Origin of the sequence: Brevibacillus humidisoli (genome assembly GCF_020923435.1) — a bacterium.
In the GTDB taxonomy this organism is placed as follows: Bacteria; Bacillota; Bacilli; order Brevibacillales; family Brevibacillaceae; genus Brevibacillus_E; species Brevibacillus_E humidisoli.
Genome location: NZ_CP087263.1, coordinates 3,455,274 through 3,475,502 on the forward strand (window position 1 = coordinate 3,455,274; position 20,229 = coordinate 3,475,502).

Annotated in this window: 21 protein-coding genes; 1 reads left to right on the forward strand and 20 read right to left on the reverse strand. The window is 52.8% G+C overall.

Annotated features, from left to right (window positions below):
- Positions 1-8 precede the first annotated feature (8 nt).
- The 14 genes from sufC to LOK74_RS17015 form a co-directional block, all read right to left on the reverse strand.
- On the reverse strand, positions 9-797 hold the full coding sequence (sufC, locus tag LOK74_RS16950; protein WP_230043196.1) for a Fe-S cluster assembly ATPase SufC: 789 nt from the start codon (positions 795-797) through the stop codon (positions 9-11).
- Between the two features lie 212 nt (positions 798-1,009).
- A complete protein-coding gene (locus LOK74_RS16955; RefSeq protein ID WP_230047040.1) occupies positions 1,010-1,594 on the reverse strand; it encodes a DUF1802 family protein in 585 nt (194 codons plus the stop codon).
- A gap of 195 nt (positions 1,595-1,789) precedes the next feature.
- Positions 1,790-3,370 (reverse strand): phosphoenolpyruvate carboxykinase (ATP), encoded by a 1,581-nt coding sequence (gene pckA / locus LOK74_RS16960; protein WP_230043197.1) that lies wholly within the window; start codon positions 3,368-3,370, stop codon positions 1,790-1,792.
- A gap of 139 nt (positions 3,371-3,509) precedes the next feature.
- On the reverse strand, positions 3,510-4,715 hold the full coding sequence (locus tag LOK74_RS16965; RefSeq protein WP_230043198.1) for an MFS transporter: 1,206 nt from the start codon (positions 4,713-4,715) through the stop codon (positions 3,510-3,512).
- Positions 4,716-4,935: 220 nt separating this feature from the next.
- Entirely contained in the window at positions 4,936-5,967 is a 1,032-nt protein-coding gene (locus LOK74_RS16970) for an aldo/keto reductase (RefSeq protein ID WP_230043199.1), read from the reverse strand.
- An 88-nt stretch (positions 5,968-6,055) separates the two neighbouring features.
- On the reverse strand, positions 6,056-6,406 hold the full coding sequence (locus LOK74_RS16975; protein ID WP_230043200.1) for an SCP2 sterol-binding domain-containing protein: 351 nt from the start codon (positions 6,404-6,406) through the stop codon (positions 6,056-6,058).
- Positions 6,407-6,608: 202 nt separating this feature from the next.
- A complete protein-coding gene (locus tag LOK74_RS16980) occupies positions 6,609-7,001 on the reverse strand; it encodes a VOC family protein (RefSeq protein WP_230043201.1) in 393 nt (130 codons plus the stop codon).
- 65 nt (positions 7,002-7,066) lie between these two features.
- Positions 7,067-7,498: a hypothetical protein gene (locus tag LOK74_RS16985; RefSeq protein ID WP_230043202.1), complete on the reverse strand. Its 432-nt coding sequence runs from the start codon at positions 7,496-7,498 to the stop codon at positions 7,067-7,069.
- A gap of 350 nt (positions 7,499-7,848) precedes the next feature.
- Positions 7,849-8,229, reverse strand: coding sequence for a glycine cleavage system protein GcvH (gcvH, locus tag LOK74_RS16990; protein ID WP_230043203.1), 381 nt, complete (start codon positions 8,227-8,229; stop codon positions 7,849-7,851).
- 62 nt (positions 8,230-8,291) lie between these two features.
- Entirely contained in the window at positions 8,292-8,744 is a 453-nt protein-coding gene (locus tag LOK74_RS16995) for a redoxin domain-containing protein (protein WP_230043204.1), read from the reverse strand.
- Between the two features lie 257 nt (positions 8,745-9,001).
- A complete protein-coding gene (locus LOK74_RS17000) occupies positions 9,002-9,550 on the reverse strand; it encodes a peroxiredoxin (RefSeq protein ID WP_230043205.1) in 549 nt (182 codons plus the stop codon).
- 156 nt (positions 9,551-9,706) lie between these two features.
- Positions 9,707-10,900, reverse strand: a complete 1,194-nt coding sequence (locus LOK74_RS17005; RefSeq protein WP_230043206.1) for an aminotransferase class I/II-fold pyridoxal phosphate-dependent enzyme — start codon at positions 10,898-10,900, stop codon at positions 9,707-9,709.
- Complete coding sequence (locus LOK74_RS17010) at positions 10,897-11,259, reverse strand: arsenate reductase family protein (RefSeq protein WP_230043207.1); 363 nt, start codon at positions 11,257-11,259, stop codon at positions 10,897-10,899. The genes LOK74_RS17005 and LOK74_RS17010 overlap by 4 nt, the downstream gene beginning before the upstream one ends.
- A 64-nt stretch (positions 11,260-11,323) precedes the next feature.
- Positions 11,324-12,130, reverse strand: a complete 807-nt coding sequence (locus LOK74_RS17015) for a DUF2797 domain-containing protein (RefSeq protein ID WP_230043208.1) — start codon at positions 12,128-12,130, stop codon at positions 11,324-11,326.
- Positions 12,131-12,365: 235 nt separating this feature from the next.
- Here LOK74_RS17015 and LOK74_RS17020 point away from each other — a divergent pair, with 235 nt between their 5' ends.
- Positions 12,366-13,013, forward strand: coding sequence for a polysaccharide deacetylase family protein (locus tag LOK74_RS17020; protein WP_230047041.1), 648 nt, complete (start codon positions 12,366-12,368; stop codon positions 13,011-13,013).
- Between the two features lie 5 nt (positions 13,014-13,018).
- On the opposite strand, the gene LOK74_RS17025 is transcribed toward LOK74_RS17020, so the two are convergent.
- The 6 genes from LOK74_RS17025 to LOK74_RS17050 all read right to left on the reverse strand — a co-directional run bounded on the left by LOK74_RS17025 (position 13,019) and on the right by LOK74_RS17050 (position 20,116).
- Entirely contained in the window at positions 13,019-13,747 is a 729-nt protein-coding gene (locus LOK74_RS17025) for an amino acid ABC transporter ATP-binding protein (protein ID WP_277613392.1), read from the reverse strand.
- 133 nt (positions 13,748-13,880) lie between these two features.
- Complete coding sequence (locus tag LOK74_RS17030; RefSeq protein ID WP_230043209.1) at positions 13,881-14,660, reverse strand: hypothetical protein; 780 nt, start codon at positions 14,658-14,660, stop codon at positions 13,881-13,883.
- 134 nt (positions 14,661-14,794) lie between these two features.
- A complete protein-coding gene (locus LOK74_RS17035) occupies positions 14,795-14,938 on the reverse strand; it encodes a hypothetical protein (RefSeq protein ID WP_230043210.1) in 144 nt (47 codons plus the stop codon).
- Between the two features lie 38 nt (positions 14,939-14,976).
- On the reverse strand, positions 14,977-16,194 hold the full coding sequence (locus LOK74_RS17040) for an MFS transporter (protein ID WP_230043211.1): 1,218 nt from the start codon (positions 16,192-16,194) through the stop codon (positions 14,977-14,979).
- A gap of 53 nt (positions 16,195-16,247) precedes the next feature.
- Entirely contained in the window at positions 16,248-18,356 is a 2,109-nt protein-coding gene (locus LOK74_RS17045; RefSeq protein WP_230043212.1) for an ABC transporter ATP-binding protein, read from the reverse strand.
- Complete coding sequence (locus LOK74_RS17050; protein WP_230043213.1) at positions 18,353-20,116, reverse strand: ABC transporter ATP-binding protein; 1,764 nt, start codon at positions 20,114-20,116, stop codon at positions 18,353-18,355. Before LOK74_RS17050 ends, LOK74_RS17045 begins: the two co-directional genes overlap by 4 nt.
- Positions 20,117-20,229 lie beyond the last annotated feature (113 nt).

Here is a 20,229-nt window from a genome sequence, read left to right on the forward strand (position 1 = left end):
CCTTTCGCTTACACACCGGCGTTAACCGTTTCGTCTTCGATGCCGAGCTCTTCTTTGATCCAATCGTACCCTTCTGCTTCCAGACGCTCTGCCAGTTCAGGCCCGCCCGATTTGACGATCCGTCCCTGCATCATCACGTGAACAAAGTCAGGCGTAATGTAATTCAGCAGTCGCTGATAGTGGGTAATAATCAAAAAAGCACGCTCTGCCGAACGCATCTCGTTGACACCCTTGGCGACCACCTTCAAGGCGTCAATGTCAAGACCGGAATCGATCTCGTCAAGAATACAGAAGTTGGGTTGCAGCAGCAACATTTGCAGGATCTCATTGCGTTTCTTTTCACCACCGGAAAAACCTTCATTGAGATAGCGGTGGGCAAACGCCTCATCCATTTCCAACAAGCCCATCTGCTTATCCATTTCGCGGATAAACTTCATCAGCGAGATCTCGTTTCCTTCTCCACGGCGTGCGTTGATCGCAGAGCGGATAAAGTCTGCGTTGGTCACACCGGTTATCTCGGATGGATACTGCATCGCCAGGAACAAACCGGCACGAGCCCGCTCATCCACTTCCATCTCCAACAGGTCCTCGCCGTTAAACGTCACCTCTCCGTCCGTCACCTCATACTTCGGGTGACCCATCAGCGCAGAAGCAAGCGTGGATTTCCCTGTTCCGTTCGGGCCCATGATCGCGTGCACTTCTCCGCCCTTGATTTCCAGAGAAAGACCTTTCAGGATCTCCTTATCTTCCACCTTCGCACGAAGATTTTTTATCTGCAGGTGCGGTACGCCAGACATCCATCATTCCTCCATTTGTCAGTAATCTGGATTGCAGGAAAACAAACTGCTTATGTATCTACCAGTCATTTCCACACAAGCAGTTATTCATTCTCAATCCGTTCTCAATTACCATTGTATAATAAGAATTATTATAAAGCAACGTTACAACTATTCCTGTATTTTTTAAATATAAATGTTTAGTATGTGTGGGGTGTGGCAAAAACTTTGCCTTATCGCAGCACATCCATGATTTCTGCCCGTTTCGCCTGATATTCCTCATCCGTGAGGACGGGCGTGAAATCGGTCTGCGGAATCTCCTGCAGCAGATGGTGCCATGATTTGCAGCCCTTGTACTCCTCCGCGATGGGCAGCTCGATGGCCTGGTGCAGCCGATAGACGCGGGCAAACAGGATATGCAGCGGCTTTTTCTTCTTCCAGTGCAGTCGGACGTCCGCAAAGTTGTCCGTCCAGATGTGATACGGGTTGAGTGCTCTCAGTTTTGCTTCATCAAGCAGCTCCACATCATCGGTGATATGAGCGAAGTATCGGATCGGCACTGTTGGCTGATCAGGGCTCCATCCTTCCAGTGTCGCTTCCAGGTCAGCATGGTACGCTGGTTTTACCATCTCCGGTTTTTGATGTTCATAGGTCGGATAGAGGTAAAAGGTATCATGCTCGAGAACGAATTCTCGTGTCTCCTCATAGAGTCCTCCCTTGCGAACGGTGATGATCTGCTTCCCTTCTCCTAGAGCTTTTACTGCGACGGCCCATTCTTTTAGGGAAAGGGTCGACGCAGGCTGTATGGCGGTGATCATGATCACGAACAACTCCTTTCAATACCCTTCTCTACAGGTGTCGACTGTATCACCGACACCGCTTCGTTATGTAAGGATCATGCGGCAGGGATTTTCCACCATCCTTATGCTTTCCTCAGTTTAGCAAAATCTCCGCCAACTGCAAAGAAAAAGCCCTCATCCATGAGAGAGGATGAGAGCGGAGAAAAGGGTGGGCTATCGGATTCGTGGTCCTTGCTGTGCGATCTCGACCGCATTTGGAAACTTTTTGCTGAAGTTTTCCGCGAAGCGGCTGGCCAATTCTCTTGCCTGACGGTCGTAAGCTTCCTTGTCCGTCCAGGTGTTGCGCGGCTGAAGCACCTCTGAGGGCACCCCCGGGCAGTTGGTCGGCACCTCTACACCGAAGACCGGATCGATGACAAACTGTGCGTTTTCCAGCTCTCCCTGAATGGCTGCGGTGACCATCGCCCTCGTATAGGCCAGCTCCATCCGCTTTCCGACACCTACAGGGCCGCCAGTCCAGCCGGTGTTGACCAGGTAGACACGCACATTGTTTTGGACGATCTTTTTGCCGAGCATTTCCGCGTACACCACCGGATCAAGCGGCAGGAAGGGGGCTCCGAAGCAGGTGGAGAACTCGGTTTGAGGTGTCGTGACTCCCCGCTCTGTTCCTGCCATCTTACTGGTATAGCCGGAGAGGAAGTGGTACATCGCCTGTTCTTTTGTCAGCTTGGAGATCGGCGGGATCACCCCAAACGAGTCAGCGGTAAGAAAAATGATCACGTCCGGATGACCGCCAACACCAGGGATCACCGCGCCAGGGATCTTCTCCACCGGATAGGCGGCACGAGTGTTCTCCGTATACGTATCACTATCGTAATCAGCTTTTCTGGTCAGCGGATCGACATCGACATTCTCCAGCACCGTACCGAAGCTGATTGCCTGCCAGATCTGCGGTTCTCCCTTTTCCGACAGCCGAATGCATTTGGCGTAGCAGCCTCCTTCAATATTGAAGACGCCGTTGTCTGACCAGCCGTGTTCGTCATCCCCGATCAGGAAGCGGTCGGGGTCGGCTGACAACGTGGTTTTCCCCGTTCCCGACAGGCCGAAGAAGAGAGCCACTTTCTCGTCTTTGCCCACATTGGCCGAACAATGCATGGAAAGGACGTTGGCCTCCGGCAGCAGGTAATTCATCACAGTAAAGATTGATTTCTTCATCTCGCCAGCGTATTCGGTTCCGCCGATGAGCACCGTCTTGCGTTCAAAGCTGATGATGATAAACGTCTCCGAATGAGTGCCATGTACGGCCGGATCTGCTTTAAAGCCCGGTGCAGAGATAATCGTGAACTCCGGCGAATGCGCAGCCAGTTCTACTGCCGTAGGGCGAATGAACAGCTGCCGCGCAAACAGGTTGTGCCAAGCATACTCGTTGACGACGCGAAGCGACAGTCGATAATCCTGATCGGCACCGGCAAACCCGTCGAATACAAACAGTTCTTTCTCATGTAAATAGTCAAGCACGTCCGTGTAGAGCCGTTCGAATTGATCGACAGCAATCGGCTGATTGCCGGGACCCCAGTTTATCTTTTCCCGAACCGACTCCTCATCCACGAAAAATTTATCTTTGGGAGAACGCCCGGTATACTTGCCCGTTAGGGTGTTGAGCGCTCCCTGATCAGTCAGCACACCCTCGCCCCGCTTTACTGCGGCCTCAACGAGCTGTGGTACGGACAGATTGTATTTTACGTCGGAGTTCGCGAGCACCTCATTCAGTGTTTTGACTGTCTTGATTTTCATGTGAACGATCTCCTTCCCACACATTCCACATTGTGATTATCTGTTTACGCTGTTCGTTGATAAATAGTATATCACATTTATCAAATTAAGCCACATGATTTTGCGGAGTTGTGTGAAAAAAATGTGAAGGCTCGTCTGATTAGGATGACAGATGGCGCATGGAGACGATAATCCCCAGCGCTGCAACCAGTAAAAGTCCTGCCAAGACGAAGTAGCCACCTTCTACACCAGTGGTGTCAATCATGACAGTGAACAAAGAGAGCAGCAGCATCCGCAGCAGCGTACCGATCGATTGGAAGAAACTCATCACCCTGCCCATGAAACGGTTGGGCAGCACCTCCATGTAAACGTTCTGTCGAATCAGCCGTGTTGAAACGTTGCACCAACCTATAAATGCTGACATGAGGACAAACATCCATGCTTTTGGAACAGCGACTGTCAACACGAAAGCAAGCACCATCAACAGGTAATAAAACACCATGGAAGAAAACGCACCGCCTATTCGACTGATCCAGGCAAAAAGGATACCTGCCGCCATTGCACCGACGGAGTACGCAACCTCGCCAAATGAGAAGATGCTCACATCTTCTGACAACGTTTGACTCACAAAGACTGGGTTAAGCAAGTTCACCAACGTGACCGTAAGGAAGGGGACTAGAGCAGAAACTCCGAATATCATAAAGCCTCGTCTTTCCCTCAGATAGAGCCAACCCTGGCGGAGCGACTCTCCCCAGGGTGTTCGGACATCCTTCTCGGCTTGCTTTTCCACTGTAAAAACGTAGTCGATGCCTAACAGCATGACAAAGGCAATCAGATACGTCAATGCGTTAAGCAGCAGTAGCACATGAAGGCCGACCGGTTCCAAAAGCAGGCCAGAGCAAGCACCGGCCAGAACCAGAGCAGTTTGGTTCTCCACTTCCAGCAACGAGTTGATCTGGTTGTACTGCTTGCGGTCAAATGTTTCCTGGACAAAGGCAGACAGTGCTGGATAGTGGAGCTGCAAGATGAAGGTAGTCGCCAAAAAAATGAGCATCAGCATCCACCCCTGGTACGCACCCCCAAACCCCCACATCGCCATGAGCGCCAGTACGGTGAACCCTCCTGCCTGTTCCAGCTGCAAGATGGCCTTGCGGGAAAAGCGGTCGATCCATGTCCCGATAAAAGGTCCGATCAGAAACACGAAAATAGAAGAGACAAGCATCGTAGAGCCAAGAAGTTTGGCGGAGCCCGTGGTTTCCACCAAATGCCAGGAGACGCCAATCATGGTCATCCCCTGGCCAAAACCGGAAAACAGGTTCGAAAAAAATAGTTTGCGAAACGTACGATCCTCAAAAACCTCTCGCACTTTGTCGTCACTCCTTTTGATCCTATGTAGCTGACAAAGGTTCCATAGACCACTCCCCTTTTCCAGCCCCTAAAAAAACAATAAGGGCCTGGTTATGACGAAGGGCTTTCCTTCATTCATAACCAGACCCTAGGATCTGTGGGACGACTATATTACATATCAAAAGTATACCACTATTTGGCTCTGCAACGGAACCGCTTTTTATGGCAACACTTTTTGATCAGCTTGAACGGGCGGGTGTGCTGTTCATTGTCAATCGGCGAATCTCATCCTGAATCGGCAAGTGGTAGGGGCATGCGCGCTCACACAAAGGACGGTCGCGGCACGGCTCGTAAGTGAGACATTGAGAGAACTTCTCTTCTGACTTGTTCCACAATTCTTCGCCGGCTGGAAGCAGTCCGTATCGGTTCCGATAGCGGGACGGGATCAGTGTATCGGGGATGCGGATGCCGAGAGGACAGGAACAGTAGTTGCAGCGGCGGCAGCCGTGCTCGTCCAACCCTTCCGCCATTTGCACCAACTGGCTTCTTTCCTCTGCGGTCACTTCATGCTCTAGTGCCGCCAGATTACTGTCCACTTCAGCGATGCTTTTCATCCCGGATAGCACGACGTGTGCTGCAGATCCGCCCGTGTAGCGAATCGCCTCTTCGGTTCGCGATAAAAACGGTCCGGACAGCGGCTTCATCGCGATCATCCCAACATCAAGATCGATCGCTGTCGGCATCAGATCCCGCTCGGCAAACGGCTGTACCATACTCAGGTGAAACAGCACCGTATCGAACGGATAATCCTTTAGCCAACGAGCCAGCAGTTCCGGACGATGACCGGTGATGCCGATGTGGCCGATATAGCCTTTTTCTTTCATCTCTACAGCGGCGCGCAGCGCGCCATCGGGTGATTTGACCTCCCGGTATTCGCTGACATAGTTGACATAGTGTATCTGCAATATATCGATGTAGTCCGTATGAAGCAGCTTGAGGCTGTTCTCGATCTCCTCTTTGGCCTCCGTGTATGAGCGCTTCTGGGTCTTCGTCGCCAATACGTACTCGTGGCGGCGGGAAGCAATTGCCTTGCCCAGTTTCTCTTGACTGTCGCCGTACGCTGCGGCCGTATCGATATAGGTGATTCCCCGATCTAATGCGTGGTTCATCACGCGATCAGCCTCTGTCTGATCCAGCTTTGGCAAATGCATCGCGCCAAAGCCAAGCTGCGAAACCGTGAGATTGGTTCTGCCAAGCCGTATGTTCTTCATTTCTCACCAACTCCTGCCTGCCATTATACCACAGGCTGGAGCGGACAGGATTGCCTGTCTGCACATCGACATCGCCGGTACGGACCTTTTACCTGGACTCCTGCAAAGTGAGTCGAAGCAATGCATCTAACTTCAGTTGATCTCGCAGCGCTCCTGTCTGCCGAATGAACTGGCGGGCATGCAGGTAAGACAGCTCGTCACCTGAAAACAGGCGAAGCAGATCTCGCTCACGCCCACAGAGAGTGAAATCGGCTTTCATTCCCTGTGGCCAATCACCAAACTGGCACTCCTGTCCCGAAAAGGAGAGCATCATCCTCAACGCTCTATCCTCTACAACCAGTCCAATCCGCCGCTCCCATCCTCTGATCAGCGGTCGAAGAAATGTTTTTTCCGCCAGTCGTTTCTGAAATACGGTCAAGCTGTTTGACAACCCTGCCACAATCCCACCCTTTCCGCAACCTGCCATCTGCAAAAACAGCTTCTGGATGGGCTGCGTCGAATCCTTTGGCGAGGGGAGAGAAGCCTTGTCGTCTCCTGTCGCGCTGTCGTAAAACCTCTCGACAAAAACAAAAAAACTGATGGCCTGCCCTGTACGGGGCGACCATCAGCTGTACCTCCGGGACTTATCCGGTACATAATGATCAGATTTCGTCCTGCTCATCTTTTTCTACCCTTACTTCCAAGTGGTGTCCGTCTGGAGATTCGAAATAAAGATTATAACTCTTCGGGCGCTCGATTGGTCCGCGATAGGGGATATTTTGCACTTCCAGCTTGTCAACCAGGTAGTCCAGTTCCGCTCGAGTGGCTACGGAAAAAGCAATATGGTCCACCTGACCAACACCATTCTGCCCATCCATGTCATGTTGATGAAGGCCAATCCTCACGTGGGAACCCAGTGTAAAGTAGATGGGCTGACTCTCATCGACATCATCCAACGGTAACGGAACCTCAAGAATTTCTTTAAAGAATTCGGCTGTTTTCAGCGGGTTCCGACAGTTGAGTCCAATGTGATGAACACCTTGCAAGTATAGCATTTGTGCAATCCTCCCAAAACGGCAAGCGATCTCTTCCATAATGATGCACACATGACGAAAAAATATTACGCGGTATACCGTGACATCTCTTTTCGCTTGTTGTAGTTCCTGAGACGCTCACTCAAATGCTGCAGTCGCACTTTCAACGCATCTCGCCATTCGTCATCCTCAAGCCCTTTGGCAATGCCCAACAGATCAAGGGCGATGTCAATCTGCTGCTTTAGTACTTCGGCATAATTGCCATCATCAGTCATCGTACAATTCTCGAACAAATCCGGCAGATTGTCAACCGTTACAAAATCGCTGAAATCGACTTCCCGAGCATTATCGCCTTGTGCATATTCTACAAGTATTTCGAATTCCCCTTCAATGGCGGGATGAACATCCATTCGGTTGCAAACAGGGCAGAACATGATCGGAACGTTGTGAACCAGCGTCTTTTGGTGACGAACCGTACCAAATGAGCCAATCATACCCGCTCCACAACAAAAACTCATACTCTATCCCCTCCTGACGCACGCGTATAGGCGCGTCTTGTCATAGTCTATCTTTATTCGATTGTAACTCACCTCACTCCTCTCTACCAAGCCTAAAATCATACCAGTTTATCCAGTTGATATCGGCAGGCGGCGAGTGCAGCAATCGAGTTGAATCGATCCTTTCATCTATCATATTCAGACTAATCTGGAAACTTGCAAGAAACTTTTCTTCTGACAGCCACATCTGAAAACCATGGCCGGAGTAAGCAATCGCACCCACAAGCGGCGATCAGAAAAAAGGCTCCCCCTTTGCTTTCGCCTGCAAAGCAAAGAGGAAGCCCGCACAAGGTTGTGAAAGCAGTCTTGGACTACTCCTTCACCATCGCTTCGTACTTCTCTGCGTCCATCAGTTTATCCAACTCGCTGGGATCGGAGATTTCTACTACGATCATCCACGCTTGATCATACGGTGAGGAGTTGACCAATTCAGGCGAGTCTTCCAGCTCCCCATTCACTTCCAGCACCTTACCGCTGATCGGTGCGTACAGCTCGGATACGGTTTTAACCGACTCGACACTGCCGAATGGCTCATCTTGCTTGATCGCTGCTCCCACCTCGGGAAGCTCCACAAATACGATATCGCCCAATTCCGATTGTGCAAACGACGTAATGCCGATATACGCTTTGTTCCCCTCTACGCGTACCCACTCGTGCTCTTCGCTGTACTTAAGCTCTTTTGGATAATCCATCTGCGTTACTCCTCCTATTGATCTTAATCATTGTCTATCGCTACTACTATTGGACAAAGATCTTACGATTCCTCTTCGATGCCGAGAATTCGGAACAACCGTTTTTTGACCAGGTTCAACCCTTTTTCCCCTGCCTGGAAGTGACGAAGCTGGAGGGACTCATCAAACAGATAGTAGGCTGGAACGTACTCGTTCTGGAACGCATCGGTCGTGGTCATCCGATTATCGATCGCGATGGGGTGGGTCAAGTTGTGCTCGGCAATGGTCTCTTTAATCACCGCAATATCCGTATCTGCTTCCGATCGCGGCATGTGGATGCCTACCATCTGCAGGCCTTGTTGGGCATACTTATCCCGCCATTCGTTGATTTGCGGCATCGATTCTTTGCACATGTGGCAGCTGACCGACCAGAAATGAATCAACACCGGCTTGCCCGCCAGATCATCCTTGCTCACCTGACCATTCACCCATTCGGTAATCCCGGGAAAATCGGGCAACTCTTCACGTAACCTCACTGTTTCCAACCCCTTTCCATATGTAGACCTACGTTGCGTGTGTAACAGCAGTTTTTCCTCATACCCTATTCTGCCATAGCACGAAAAACCTATGCTCCACTTGTCGTTTCGTTAAAAAAAGGTCTAACAGAAATCAGTTAGACCTTTCTGACCGAAGACAAAAGGGAGCGGCGCGGGGGAGATAGCTCTCCGCCTGTACCGAGGCTTTGTCTGCACGCTACCTTTTTGGAACAGTCGTTTCATACACCCCGTTGTGCTTAACTTTTGACAAGGTGCTCCTCACCCGGACGCCAATTAGCCGGGCAGAGACCACCCGATTGCAGTGCTTGCAGCACTCGCAGAGTCTCATCCACGGAGCGGCCGATGTTCAGATCGGTGACGACTTGATAGCGCAGCACGCCTTCCGGATCAATGATGAACAGACCGCGGAATGCAACGCCATCTTCTTCATCCAGCACGCCGTAGTCGCGTGCGACTGTTTTCAAGAAGTCGGAAGCTAGTGGGTAATTGAGACCGCCCAAACCGTTTTTGTCGCGAGGCGTGTTGATCCATGCACGGTGGGAGTGGATGGAGTCAACCGAAACCCCAAGTACCTCTGCATCGAGATCTTTGAAGTCTTCCATCGAATCACTAAGCGCAATGATCTCGGTTGGGCAGACAAATGTGAAGTCAAGCGGGTAGAAGAACATCACCAGCCATTTGCCTTTGTAGTCAGACAGCGAAACCTTGCCAAAGTCCTTCCCATTACCCAGCGCTGTTTCCATCGTGAAATCAGGTGCCGGCAAACCTACCAAACGTTGTGCCATTTTATCGTGGCCTCCTTTGAACAGTTGGTTCATTTTTTAGTAAGCCAAGTTCTGCCAGCCTTGGACAACACCGTTAAAAAGGATGCCCACATACACCTGATTTATACCGCTCGTAAGGAAAACTTGTGTCAATGTTTTGCGCGCTCCAAGAAGCGACTATTGCTGCGGCACCTGATGGAGAATGCCGGATTGCTCAATGCGTCCAACGGCCTCCAACAGCTCGTCTGGCTTCTTCACCAATGCGATGCGCACGTATCCTTCTCCCTCTGCGCCAAATGCACTGCCTGGTATGACTACTACACCCGCCTGTTCCAGCAACCGAAAGGCAAACTGACGAGACGACCATCCTCGTGGTATCGATGCCCAGACGAACATCGTCGCTTTCGGAGCCGGGATCGTCCAGCCAATCTGATTGAGTCCCGTCAACAGCACATCGCGCCGTTCCTGATAGAGAGGGCCTATCGTATTGGGAAAGTGGCCGGACATGTCTCCTCGCAGTGCGGCAATCGCCATCTCCTGTACAGGGTAGAACACACCATAGTCAATGTTGGATTTGATCATGGCGAGTGGTTGTATCAGCTCCGCATTGCCGACCACATAAGCGATCCGGCAGCCCGCCATGTTAAAACTTTTCGAAAACGAATTGAATTCGATCGCCACATCTTTTGCTCCTGCCACCTGCAGGAAGCTGGGCGGCCGATACCCGTCAAAGGCCATCTCCGAATAAGCCAGATCGTGAACCACCATGATCCCGTACTGCCTGGCAAACCGAACAACCTGCTCGAAAAAAGAAAGCGGTGCGACGGCTGAAACCGGATTGTTGGGATAGTTCAGGATCATCAGTTTGGCACGCTTCCGCACCTCCTCCGGTATCGCCTCCAGATCGGGCAGATAGCCGTTTTCCTCTCGGAGCGGCATCGGATACATCTCGGCACCGGCCAGATGGACACTTCCGGCGTAGATCGGGTAGCCGGGGTCAGGAACCAGAACGATTTCACCCGGATCGACCCAAGCCATCGCCACGTGGGCCAATCCGTCCTGGGAGCCCATCAGGGCATGTACCTCCTGGTCGGGATCAAGCTCTACGCCAAACCGATATGTATACCACTCGGCCACTGCCTGCCGAAAGTGGGGGGATCCTTCTGACATCGGATAACCATATACATCGGGCCGCTGTACAGCCGCTGTCAATGCTTCCACCAGATGAGGGGCAGGCGGTTGATCGGGACTGCCGATGCCCAGATCGATCACCCTGACGGTACGTGCCGCCTCTTTTTTTCGCTGGGCCATCTCAGTAAAAATCGCAGAAGTCAGCTTCTGCACTCTGCGCGATGGCTGAGGGCGGTTCATCGAACTGGCCTCCACTGCTCCATCTCATCTTCTCTGAAACCGACGGTCACCCGGCTGCCGTCCGTGATTAGCGGACGTTTGATCAGCTTGCCGTTTTGCGAGAGGAGATCGAGCATCTCGTCTTCACTCATCGCTGGGAGCCGCTCCTTCAGATTCAGTTCACGGTAGAGCTGGCCGCTCGTGTTGAAAAATTTCTTCAAGTCAAGACCGCTTTGCTGCCACATGCGGCGCAGTTCCTCTTTGCTGGGCGGCTGCTCGACGATCGGAATCGCTTCATAGGAGATCTCCTCTTTGCTCAACCACTGTTTCGCTTTGCGGCACGTACCGCACTTATCGTACACATACGCCTTCAAGGTCATTTGCCATCATTCCCACCTTTTTTCTTTCTGTCAGCATACCATGTCAGGACAAGGGTGCTCAAACCTACCCAACCGAAACCTTTACCTGGTAACCAGCATGTTTTTTGGTATGAAACACGCCCCCCTCCAGTACCAGGTACTGTGCTTTGATGCCAAGCAGCCTGCCGTGTACCTCTTCCTGCTTGTCCAGGGAGAGAGAGGTGATCTTGTCCAGCGTCTCCAGCATGGGATAGGTGATCTCCACCCACTCGTCTTCCTTGATTTGAAATGGTTTGAACGTTTCCGGGAAGTAGCCGTACACTTCGTCACGAATCTCAAGCAGATCGCGTTCCGCCACTTCTCCCTTCAGCATCTTGCGCCAGTTGGTCTTGTCCGGCAGATATTGACTCAGGTGAAACTCCAGTTCGCCAGCCATCCGCCGCGTCGGCAGTTCAGCGATCGGAATAGCCCGAATCGCCCCCTGGTCTACCCAGCGTTTCAACTGATTGTGTTTGCGGGTGAGTCCAACTTTTACGTCACTGGATAAGGCCAGGTAGACGTAATGGGGAATCATGCAGTATGTTTCTCCAAAGCTCTCATCTCGACAGGTCCCTTGATCAAAGTGGCACTCGTGTGGTTTGACGATACACAGATCATTCTCCGGCAGTCTGGTAAAACAGGGGTAGCAGTATCCACTGTTAAACGTTTTGTTTGTCCGCCGCCCACAAGCGATACAGTTCTTCTGCCCGAGAAACGAAAGGGTAACATGATTGCCCATCCACTCGTTTAACGGCAGCTTTTCCCCATCTAGCTGCAGATAATAATCGACTGGTTGATCCTTCCCATGATAACTGTGGACCAACCCACGCAGCGTGCCCTGAAGTTCTACCACGCTGGTTTCTCCCCTTTCATTGCTTTTTTGTTTCCATTTTACCACAGAGTCAATCTGCTTCCGCCCAACCGGACTGGCAGATATTGCGGCTTGTCCTACGCAGATTGACAGCATGTTTTTGCGGATAGCGGTGAACCTATAAGCAGCGGCGTCAGACAGACGTTCCAACAGAAAGGAGCTGGTTGGCTTGCACCGCTGGTGGGTATGCTGTGTTCTTGTCGCCGCCGTTTGGCTTATGCCTTTATCCAGTCTTGGTAAAACCGCGTTTGACGAGCCGATTCATCGGATCGACACACAAAAAAAGATCGTGGCGCTCACGTTTGATGATGGCCCCGACCCTACCTATACCCCGCTGATTCTGGAAACGCTGCACAAAAACGGTGTTCCGGCAACGTTTTTTGTCCTGGGTTCTCAAGTAGACAAATATCCCTCGATCCTCCAATGGATGCGAAAAGCGGGACATGAGATCGGAAATCACGGATATGAGCACCATGACCTCAATAAACTGACCGAACAACAAGTGTATGATGAAATCAAACGTACCGAACGGGCGGTACTGCAGAAGGCAGGCGTGTTTACCCAATACTACCGTCCACCCGGCGGAGTGATTACCCATGATGTGCGAAATGCCGTTCAGTCGTCCGGTTACGACATGATTTACTGGTCGGTTGATCCACGCGACTGGTCACTCAAACGGACGGCGTCCGTCATCATCAATAGTGTCAAGCAAAACGTCACGCCCGGCGACATCGTCCTGTTCCACGATGGAGGCTTAAATCAAAAGCAGACACTGGCAGCTTTGCAGCAGTTGATCACGGATCTGCGTTCTCAAGGGTACAAGTTTGTCACCATCAGCCAGCTGCTGAGTGAAGCGTCCAATTGAACAGTCTAGCCAACGGTATTGCGAAGAAACGTGCGTAAGCGTTCGTTTTGTGGGTTGACCAGCAGATCTTGCGGTGTCCCATCTTCGGCGATGACACCCTGATCCATAAAGATGACCCGATCACTGACCTCCCGGGCAAATCCCATCTCGTGGGTGACGACGACCATGGTCATCCCTTCACCAGCCAAGTCTTTCATCACGGCCAGCACCTCGCCGACAAGTTCCGGATCGAGTGCGGAGGTCGGCTCATCAAACAGCATGATTTTGGGATTCATCGCCAGTGCACGGGCGATTGCGACGCGCTGCATCTGCCCGCCGGAGAGACGTTCCGGGTAGACGTCGGCTTTGTCAGCCAGTCCCACTTTTTGCAGCAGTTCCATCCCCCGTTGGCGCGCCTCTTCCACCGATACCTTTTTGACCTTGACTGGTGCCAACGTGACATTGTCCAGCACCGTCTTGTGCGGGAACAGATTGAACCGCTGAAACACCATGCCTACTTCTTCGCGAACTTTGTTAATATCAGTGCGGGGGTCGGTGACATCGTAACCATCGATAATGATTTGGCCACTGGTAACCGGCTCCAATTGATTGAGACAGCGTAGAAAGGTACTTTTGCCCGAGCCGGATGGACCGATCACACAGACGACTTCCTTTTCGGCGACCTGGGTAGTGATACCCTTGAGTACCTCTAGTTTGCCATAGCTTTTATGCAGATCGTTCACTTGTATAATCACGACTGAAGAACCCCCTCTTCATGACGAGTGATAGATATCTGCATTCTATTGTAACGAAACCATGGGTAAAAAGCATTCGTTTTCGCGAAATCTGTCTGAAGAGGCGCTTATCTCCGTCCACTCTTCCCGATACTTATTTAGATTGTTTTTCCCATTCCACCAGATCGCCCTGCTGATAGCGGAACAAGCGGGAGTCATCAGCACTGCCGGTATCGATTAGGGGCTGAGGTTCCCCATCGATCAACCGGGCGTATTCGCCGTCCACAGCTGTCGCTACGTCGGCCTGGGAGAATTGGCCATTCTCCCAGCGGAAGATCCAGAGATAGCTGGGAATCGTCCCTTGTGAGACCGCTAGCAGTTCAGCCCTGCCGTCGCCATCGAGATCTTTTTTCAGCGGCGAGCCTGTCTGCAGATACCGCAACCACTTCCCCTGTTCCGAGTCAAAGCCAAACACTCTGATTTCCTCATAATGGGAACCGAGGTGACCGCTTAACTCGATTTCGGATCGGCCGTCACCATTTAGATCGGCAGCTTGTACACTGGCTTGGGCAATCCCGTAATCGGTCACTATCCCCAGATTGTACAGATCAGCTCCGTCCTGCAGATAGGCAATTACTTCTCCTTGTTCCGGTTTGTTCTGGAACTGCGGATCGACATAGAGGTGAACAAACACATTCTTTTTGCCCGAAATACGCTGCAGCCCGAAGCTTTTTACTTTTACCAGTTCGACTGGTGCGTCTGTAACAGATATGTCCTCGGGCGGCACAGGCACGAAGGAGAGCGGGACTCGATTGGGTTCATTCTGGTCAGGTGCTGGACTGGGGGATGTGGAGACGTCAGACGGTGCAGCAGTTTCACTGCAGCCTGCGGCCAAAAAAAGGAGCAGGGCAAGGGACAGCATCCTTTTGCGCATGATTATCCTCTCCGCTGGAAGAATGGTGAAAAGGCTATAAGCAGTCGTTTACAACATGTTTCTACATGGTTAGACGGACTGCTTGTTTCGGCGTTTCAGGAAAAGCAACATATAAAAAAGGATGAGCAGCTCGCTCACCCTCTCTTCTGCTCTTTTTGCACGACCTGTGTTGGATCGGGTGTTGCTTCTTCCCCGTCCCACAGTTGTACGGTAAAGAAGCTGATGACGAAAAACAGGATCCAGATGACTGCCCGCCGATTGATGCACGGTGTCAGCACGAGTGCCACCTGCCTTTCGAGCATCGAGCATGCTGTCCTTAGCATTTCCCGTCTGCGGTGATGCTATGCCCATCCTCTTCAGCGGCCGCCATGCCGTCGACCTGCTGCGCCGCCCGAGGTGATCGGAACAACAGACAGGAAGCTGCGAAGGCGGCCAGCATCGCCGCCATCACCCAGAACATCAGCCCCGGCGAGAGATACTCGATCAGGTACCCATTTACGTTGGGGCCGATGATACTGGCGACGCTGAAGTTGATCCCTGCGATGATCCCGGCTGTCGGCACCATCCCTAGCGGCAGCAGGTCAGCGGCATAAGCCATGCCCAATGAGTAAAAGGAGCCGACGGCAGCGCCTGCCGCTGCGAGCAAGACCATCATCAGCCAGGTGGAATCGCCCACCAGCGGAAACAGGCTGAACGAGATCGCCCCCACAATGCCGCAACCCATCATCACCTGTCTCCTGCCCACCCGGTCGCTCAGAGTACCGAGCGGCAGCTGCAGGAACAGACTGCCGACGACAAAAGAAGGCAAGATGATCGAGACCCATTCTGCCGAGACACCGGTCCGCAGTGCGTATACGGGGAAGTTGCCGTTGAGCGAGGCTTCCATGTATCCGTACAGAAAGGGCGGGAGCAGAGCCAGCCAGGCCAGGCGAGTGACCACAACGTACCTGTTCTGCCGTTTCTCTCCTGTCATCGCGATCGGCTGCGGATGGGCGTTGGGGAGGCGGGCAATCATCACGAACGCTACCAGATAGAGCAAACTGACGGCGAAAAACGGTGCCCATCTTCCGATCCCCAGCAGGTTAATGCCAAGCGGACCGATGCTAAACCCCACGCCATAGGCCAATCCGTACAACGAGATGTCCCGTCCCCGCCGCTCCGGGGGCGATACTTCTGTAATCCACAACTGGCTGGCATAATGAAGGCCTGAATCCCCGATCCCCATCACCAGCCGCAGCAGAAACCAGATGATCAGTCCATCAAAAAACGGGAGCAGCAGCGTGCTGACCGTCACCAGCACCAAACCAAACACGATAAGCGACCGGTACCCCCACCGGCGCAATGGCGCCTCCCACCACGGAGCGACCAATAAAATCCCGATGTACATGGCGGCTGCATTCAACCCGTTGGCTACTGATGAAACCCCTTGTTCCTCCAGCAGGATGGCCAACAGAGGCAGCGTTAGCCCCTGATTGGCCCCGGCAACCGCAACCACCACAATCAATGTCCATATCGTAAACCGTGAAGAAGGCATTGCTCTGTATACTCCTTTCCACTCCCATCGTACAGCCTTCCCCCGGGCGGATGTCAAATGGTTGTTCCTGTCTCCGCCTCGGCGGAAACGACGGGGGTTCTCCCCTGCTGCAGCAGGTACATTTTATGGTAGAGTCCCTCCAACTCCATCAACTGCTCATGTGTGCCGCGTTCCACGATCTCTCCGCGTGACAAGACGAGAATCAGGTCGGCATGCTGGATGGTTGACAATCGGTGGGCAATCATAAAAGTAGTCCTGCCGCTTGACAGCACATGCAGCGCTTTTTGGATGGTCGACTCCGTCTCGCTGTCAATCGATGCGGTCGCTTCATCCAGAATCAGTATCGCAGGATCGGCAGCCAAGGCCCTGGCAAATGAGAGCAGTTGCCGCTGTCCGGCTGAGAGAGTGGCCCCCCGCTCTACTACCTGTTCCGCATACTGTGCCGGCAGGCGCGTGATAAAGTCATGTGCCCGCACCGCTTTTGCTGCCTCTACGACACGCTGTTCGCTGATCGTCTGGTCATACAAACGGATGTTGAATCGGATATCACCAGCGAACAGAAACGGATCCTGCAAGACCAACCCTACGTGACGACGCAAGGCTTTCGGATCGATCTCGTCAACGTTCACGCCGTCTATGGTGATCGTCCCTTTTGTCAATGGATAGAAGCCGAGCAGCAGGTTCATCAGCGAACTTTTTCCCGAGCCGGTGTGGCCGACTAAGGCAACCGTCTGACCAGGCTCAACCGTAAACGATACGTCTTTTAAGACGTACTCCTCTCCCTGATAGGCGAACCAGAGATTCTCTACCTCTACTCTGCCTGCGGGGCGCCTGATTTCCTGTTTTCCCCCAGCCTCCATCTCTGGAGTGTCCTGCAGTTCAAACACTCTACCGGCCGCTGTCACCGCCTGCTGCAGTTGAGAGAGCCGATCCATGATCATGTTGACCGGTTCGAAAAACCGGCTGAGATAGTCGACGAAGGCGTACAAAATCCCGAACGAGATCAGCCCCCCCTGCAGGGCATGGGAACCAAAGTACCAAATAACCAAGGTGAGGGCCAGTTTTTCCAGCAGATCGACAGCAGGCCGCAGCAGCAGGGCTCGCAGATGGGTTTCCCGCATCCGTCCTTTGTAGTACTCCTCATTCAGACCGGCAAACTCCTCTTGTACACGCCTTTCTTGACGAAATGCCTGTACAACGGTCATGTTTTGCACCATTTCGTTAATCGTCGCATTCATCTCACTCAGGCGCTGGCGAACCGTCGCATAAACCCGGGAACTGTAGCGCCGGTATACGATCACCAACAGCAGCAGAAACGGGATCAAAATGCAATAGAGCAGAGCCAGTTCAGGCTGTAGGATAAACAAGGCAACCAGAATGCCCAGCAGATAGACGCCGTTCTGCACGAACGTAGCCAGCACGCTCACATACAACTCCCGCACCGCTTCCGTATCGTTGCTGACGCGAGAAACCAGTGAGCCGATCGGCGTCCGGTCAAAGAACGATACAGGCAGCTTCTGCAGATGACGAAACAGATCGATCCGCATCTGCTGGATGATTCGCTGTGCCGTGGTCTGCAGGGACAGCAGCTGAACATAGTTCAAACCGGCAGATACAATAATCAAAACGGCGTATGCGCCGACTAACCATAGCAGTGGTGATACGTCATGTTGATAAAGCGACTTTACCTCATCGGCGGTCAGCTGGAGCACCTCTACTGACTGCGTCTGGTCTCCCCGGCTGATCGTCAGCTGGTAGCGGCCACGTCCTTGGTCAGTCGCATCCAATGGAGTAAACGTCCGTGCACCTTCCATTTCGATCGGGCTGAAAGCGAGGTAATAGTCCGTTCCCTCGCTGATAATCTGGCTCTCCTCTCCCCGGGAGATACCACCTCCTGGAGGAAGCCAATCCTCGCGCACCAGATAGGAATCAGCAATCCTGCTGTAACGGAGCTGCTCTCCTGATGCAGTGGGAACCGCGTCGTAACGGTACCATTCTTTCTGAACACTTAAGATATGATCATCAATCGCCACCTTGGCGATAAAGGGACCGGAGAGTTCCGCAGCCGTTGCCAGAATCAGCAGCAGCAGAGCCAGCCAGATCCGCTTCTGAAACGGTTTGGCATAGTTGACCAGCCGCTTGATCACGCTCGGTTGCTTCATCGCTTGCCTCCTCCCTGTGCGCCTTCAATCAGCTGCTCCAACTGCTGACGCCGGTATTGTTCGGCATACCAGCCGTTTCGTGCCATCAACTGATCATGCGTCCCCCGTTCGACGATTTTCCCTTCATCAAGGACGAGGATCTGGTCGGCATGCTGTACCGCCGACAGGCGATGAGCGGCGATCAACGTCGTTTTCCCCGCTCTCTGCTGACGCAGATGGCGGAGGATGTTTTCTTCTGTACGTGCATCCACCGCTGACAGTGAGTCGTCGAGGATCAACACGGGTGCATCCGCAAGCAGCGCTCGGGCAATCGAGATACGCTGCTTCTGACCACCTGAGAGCATCACGCCCTTCTCTCCCACCAGTGTCTCAAGTCCGTTCGGCAGGTGAGCGATATCGTCCATCATCTCGGCCAGGCGAAGGGCGTTTACGATCTCCTGTTCGTCAGCCTGCGGATTGCCAAAGGCAACGTTTTCCTGGATCGTCCGCGAGAACAACAGATGCTCCTGCGGGACATAGGCGATCATCTGCCGCAGAGCAGACAAACGGTATCTCTCAATCGGCACCCCGGACAGATAGAACGTGTCCTCCGGTACCGGATACTGATGCAGCAGCAAGCGGCAGAGGGTCGTTTTGCCGCTTCCGGTACGCCCGACAACACCAAGAGTCTCACCCTGCTTCAGCCGAAAGGAGATATCAGTCAGGGCAGGCTGTTCACTGCCCGGATAACGAAAGCTCAGATTGACTGCTTCCACATCGCCCGGCTCCACCGTATCCCGCGCATTCGGGGTCTCTGTCACATCTGCTTCTTCTGCGAAGACTTCCTGCAATCGTTTAAGGGAGGCGCTCCCCCGCTGGATGATGTTCATCAAGAAGCCAAATGCGAACATCGGCCAGATCAACAAGCCGAGGTACAGGTTAAAGGCAACCAGATCGCCCAGTGAGATCTCTCCGTTGAAGACAAGCAGAGAGCCGTACCCCAGGCCGATCAGAAAGCTGAAGTTGATAATGACCGAGATGGTCGGGTCAAACAAAGCATCCACCCGGGCCACGGCTACGTTGCGGCGCAGAGTATGCTCACTCACCTGACGGAACGCTTCCACATCTTTCTCTTCCTGTACGAAGGCACGCAGCACACGCAAGCCGGAAAAAGACTCCTGCACGTGATCGTTCATCCGCCCGAACGCTTCCTGAGCGAGATAAAAGCGTTCATGCAGCAGTCTCCCATAGTAAGCGGTAGCCCAAGCGAGAAACGGCATTGGCAAAAGCGCGGCCAAGGTGAGCTTCCAATCAATCGTCACCAGCATCGTCGTCAGGGCCAGCAGTGTCATAAACAGCGAATCGACCAGCGTCAGCACCCCTTCTCCCGCAGTCAGCTCAATCGCCGGAATGTCATTGGTCGCAATCGCCATCACATCGCCGGTGCGCCGTCGCTGATAAAAGGACGGGGTCATCCGCGTGAGGTGGGCAAAATACCGCTGACGAAGCAGTTTTTCAAGCGTCAACGAGCCGCCAAACAACAGATGGCGCCAGAGAAAACGGAGCACGTAAAACAGCAGTCCCAGACCAATCAGGATCGCCAATATCTCCATCAGTTTCGCCTGGGTCATGGTGCCCATCCGCATATGATCGACAGCACCGCCGATCAGACGAGGCGGGACCAGCATCAATACGTTGATGATCAACAGCATCAGAATGCCAAGTGTGTATCTCTTCCAATACCTGCGGAAAAACCAGGTTAGTTGGCGAAAGGTGTACATGTTTAACCGTTCCTCCTCTACCATACAAAAAACGCAACACGGGTTGTTCAACTGTTCATGCGCTCTATAACATTACTTATTTATGAAGGAAAAAGGGGATGCTGACGCATCCC

Coding starts and splice junctions, on each gene's coding strand:
- sufC (WP_230043196.1), bottom strand. CDS start 797: ATGTCTGGCGTACCGCACCTGCAGATAAAAAATCTTCGTGCGAAGGTG.
- LOK74_RS16955 (WP_230047040.1), bottom strand. CDS start 1,594: ATGATCACCGCCATACAGCCTGCGTCGACCCTTTCCCTAAAAGAATGG.
- pckA (WP_230043197.1), bottom strand. CDS start 3,370: ATGAAAATCAAGACAGTCAAAACACTGAATGAGGTGCTCGCGAACTCC.
- LOK74_RS16970 (WP_230043199.1), bottom strand. CDS start 5,967: ATGAAGAACATACGGCTTGGCAGAACCAATCTCACGGTTTCGCAGCTT.
- LOK74_RS16980 (WP_230043201.1), bottom strand. CDS start 7,001: ATGCTATACTTGCAAGGTGTTCATCACATTGGACTCAACTGTCGGAAC.
- LOK74_RS16985 (WP_230043202.1), bottom strand. CDS start 7,498: ATGAGTTTTTGTTGTGGAGCGGGTATGATTGGCTCATTTGGTACGGTT.
- gcvH (WP_230043203.1), bottom strand. CDS start 8,229: ATGGATTATCCAAAAGAGCTTAAGTACAGCGAAGAGCACGAGTGGGTA.
- LOK74_RS17000 (WP_230043205.1), bottom strand. CDS start 9,550: ATGGCACAACGTTTGGTAGGTTTGCCGGCACCTGATTTCACGATGGAA.
- LOK74_RS17005 (WP_230043206.1), bottom strand. CDS start 10,900: ATGAACCGCCCTCAGCCATCGCGCAGAGTGCAGAAGCTGACTTCTGCG.
- LOK74_RS17010 (WP_230043207.1), bottom strand. CDS start 11,259: ATGACCTTGAAGGCGTATGTGTACGATAAGTGCGGTACGTGCCGCAAA.
- LOK74_RS17020 (WP_230047041.1), top strand. CDS start 12,366: ATGCCTTTATCCAGTCTTGGTAAAACCGCGTTTGACGAGCCGATTCAT.
- LOK74_RS17030 (WP_230043209.1), bottom strand. CDS start 14,660: ATGCGCAAAAGGATGCTGTCCCTTGCCCTGCTCCTTTTTTTGGCCGCA.
- LOK74_RS17040 (WP_230043211.1), bottom strand. CDS start 16,194: ATGCCTTCTTCACGGTTTACGATATGGACATTGATTGTGGTGGTTGCG.
- LOK74_RS17045 (WP_230043212.1), bottom strand. CDS start 18,356: ATGAAGCAACCGAGCGTGATCAAGCGGCTGGTCAACTATGCCAAACCG.
- LOK74_RS17050 (WP_230043213.1), bottom strand. CDS start 20,116: ATGTACACCTTTCGCCAACTAACCTGGTTTTTCCGCAGGTATTGGAAG.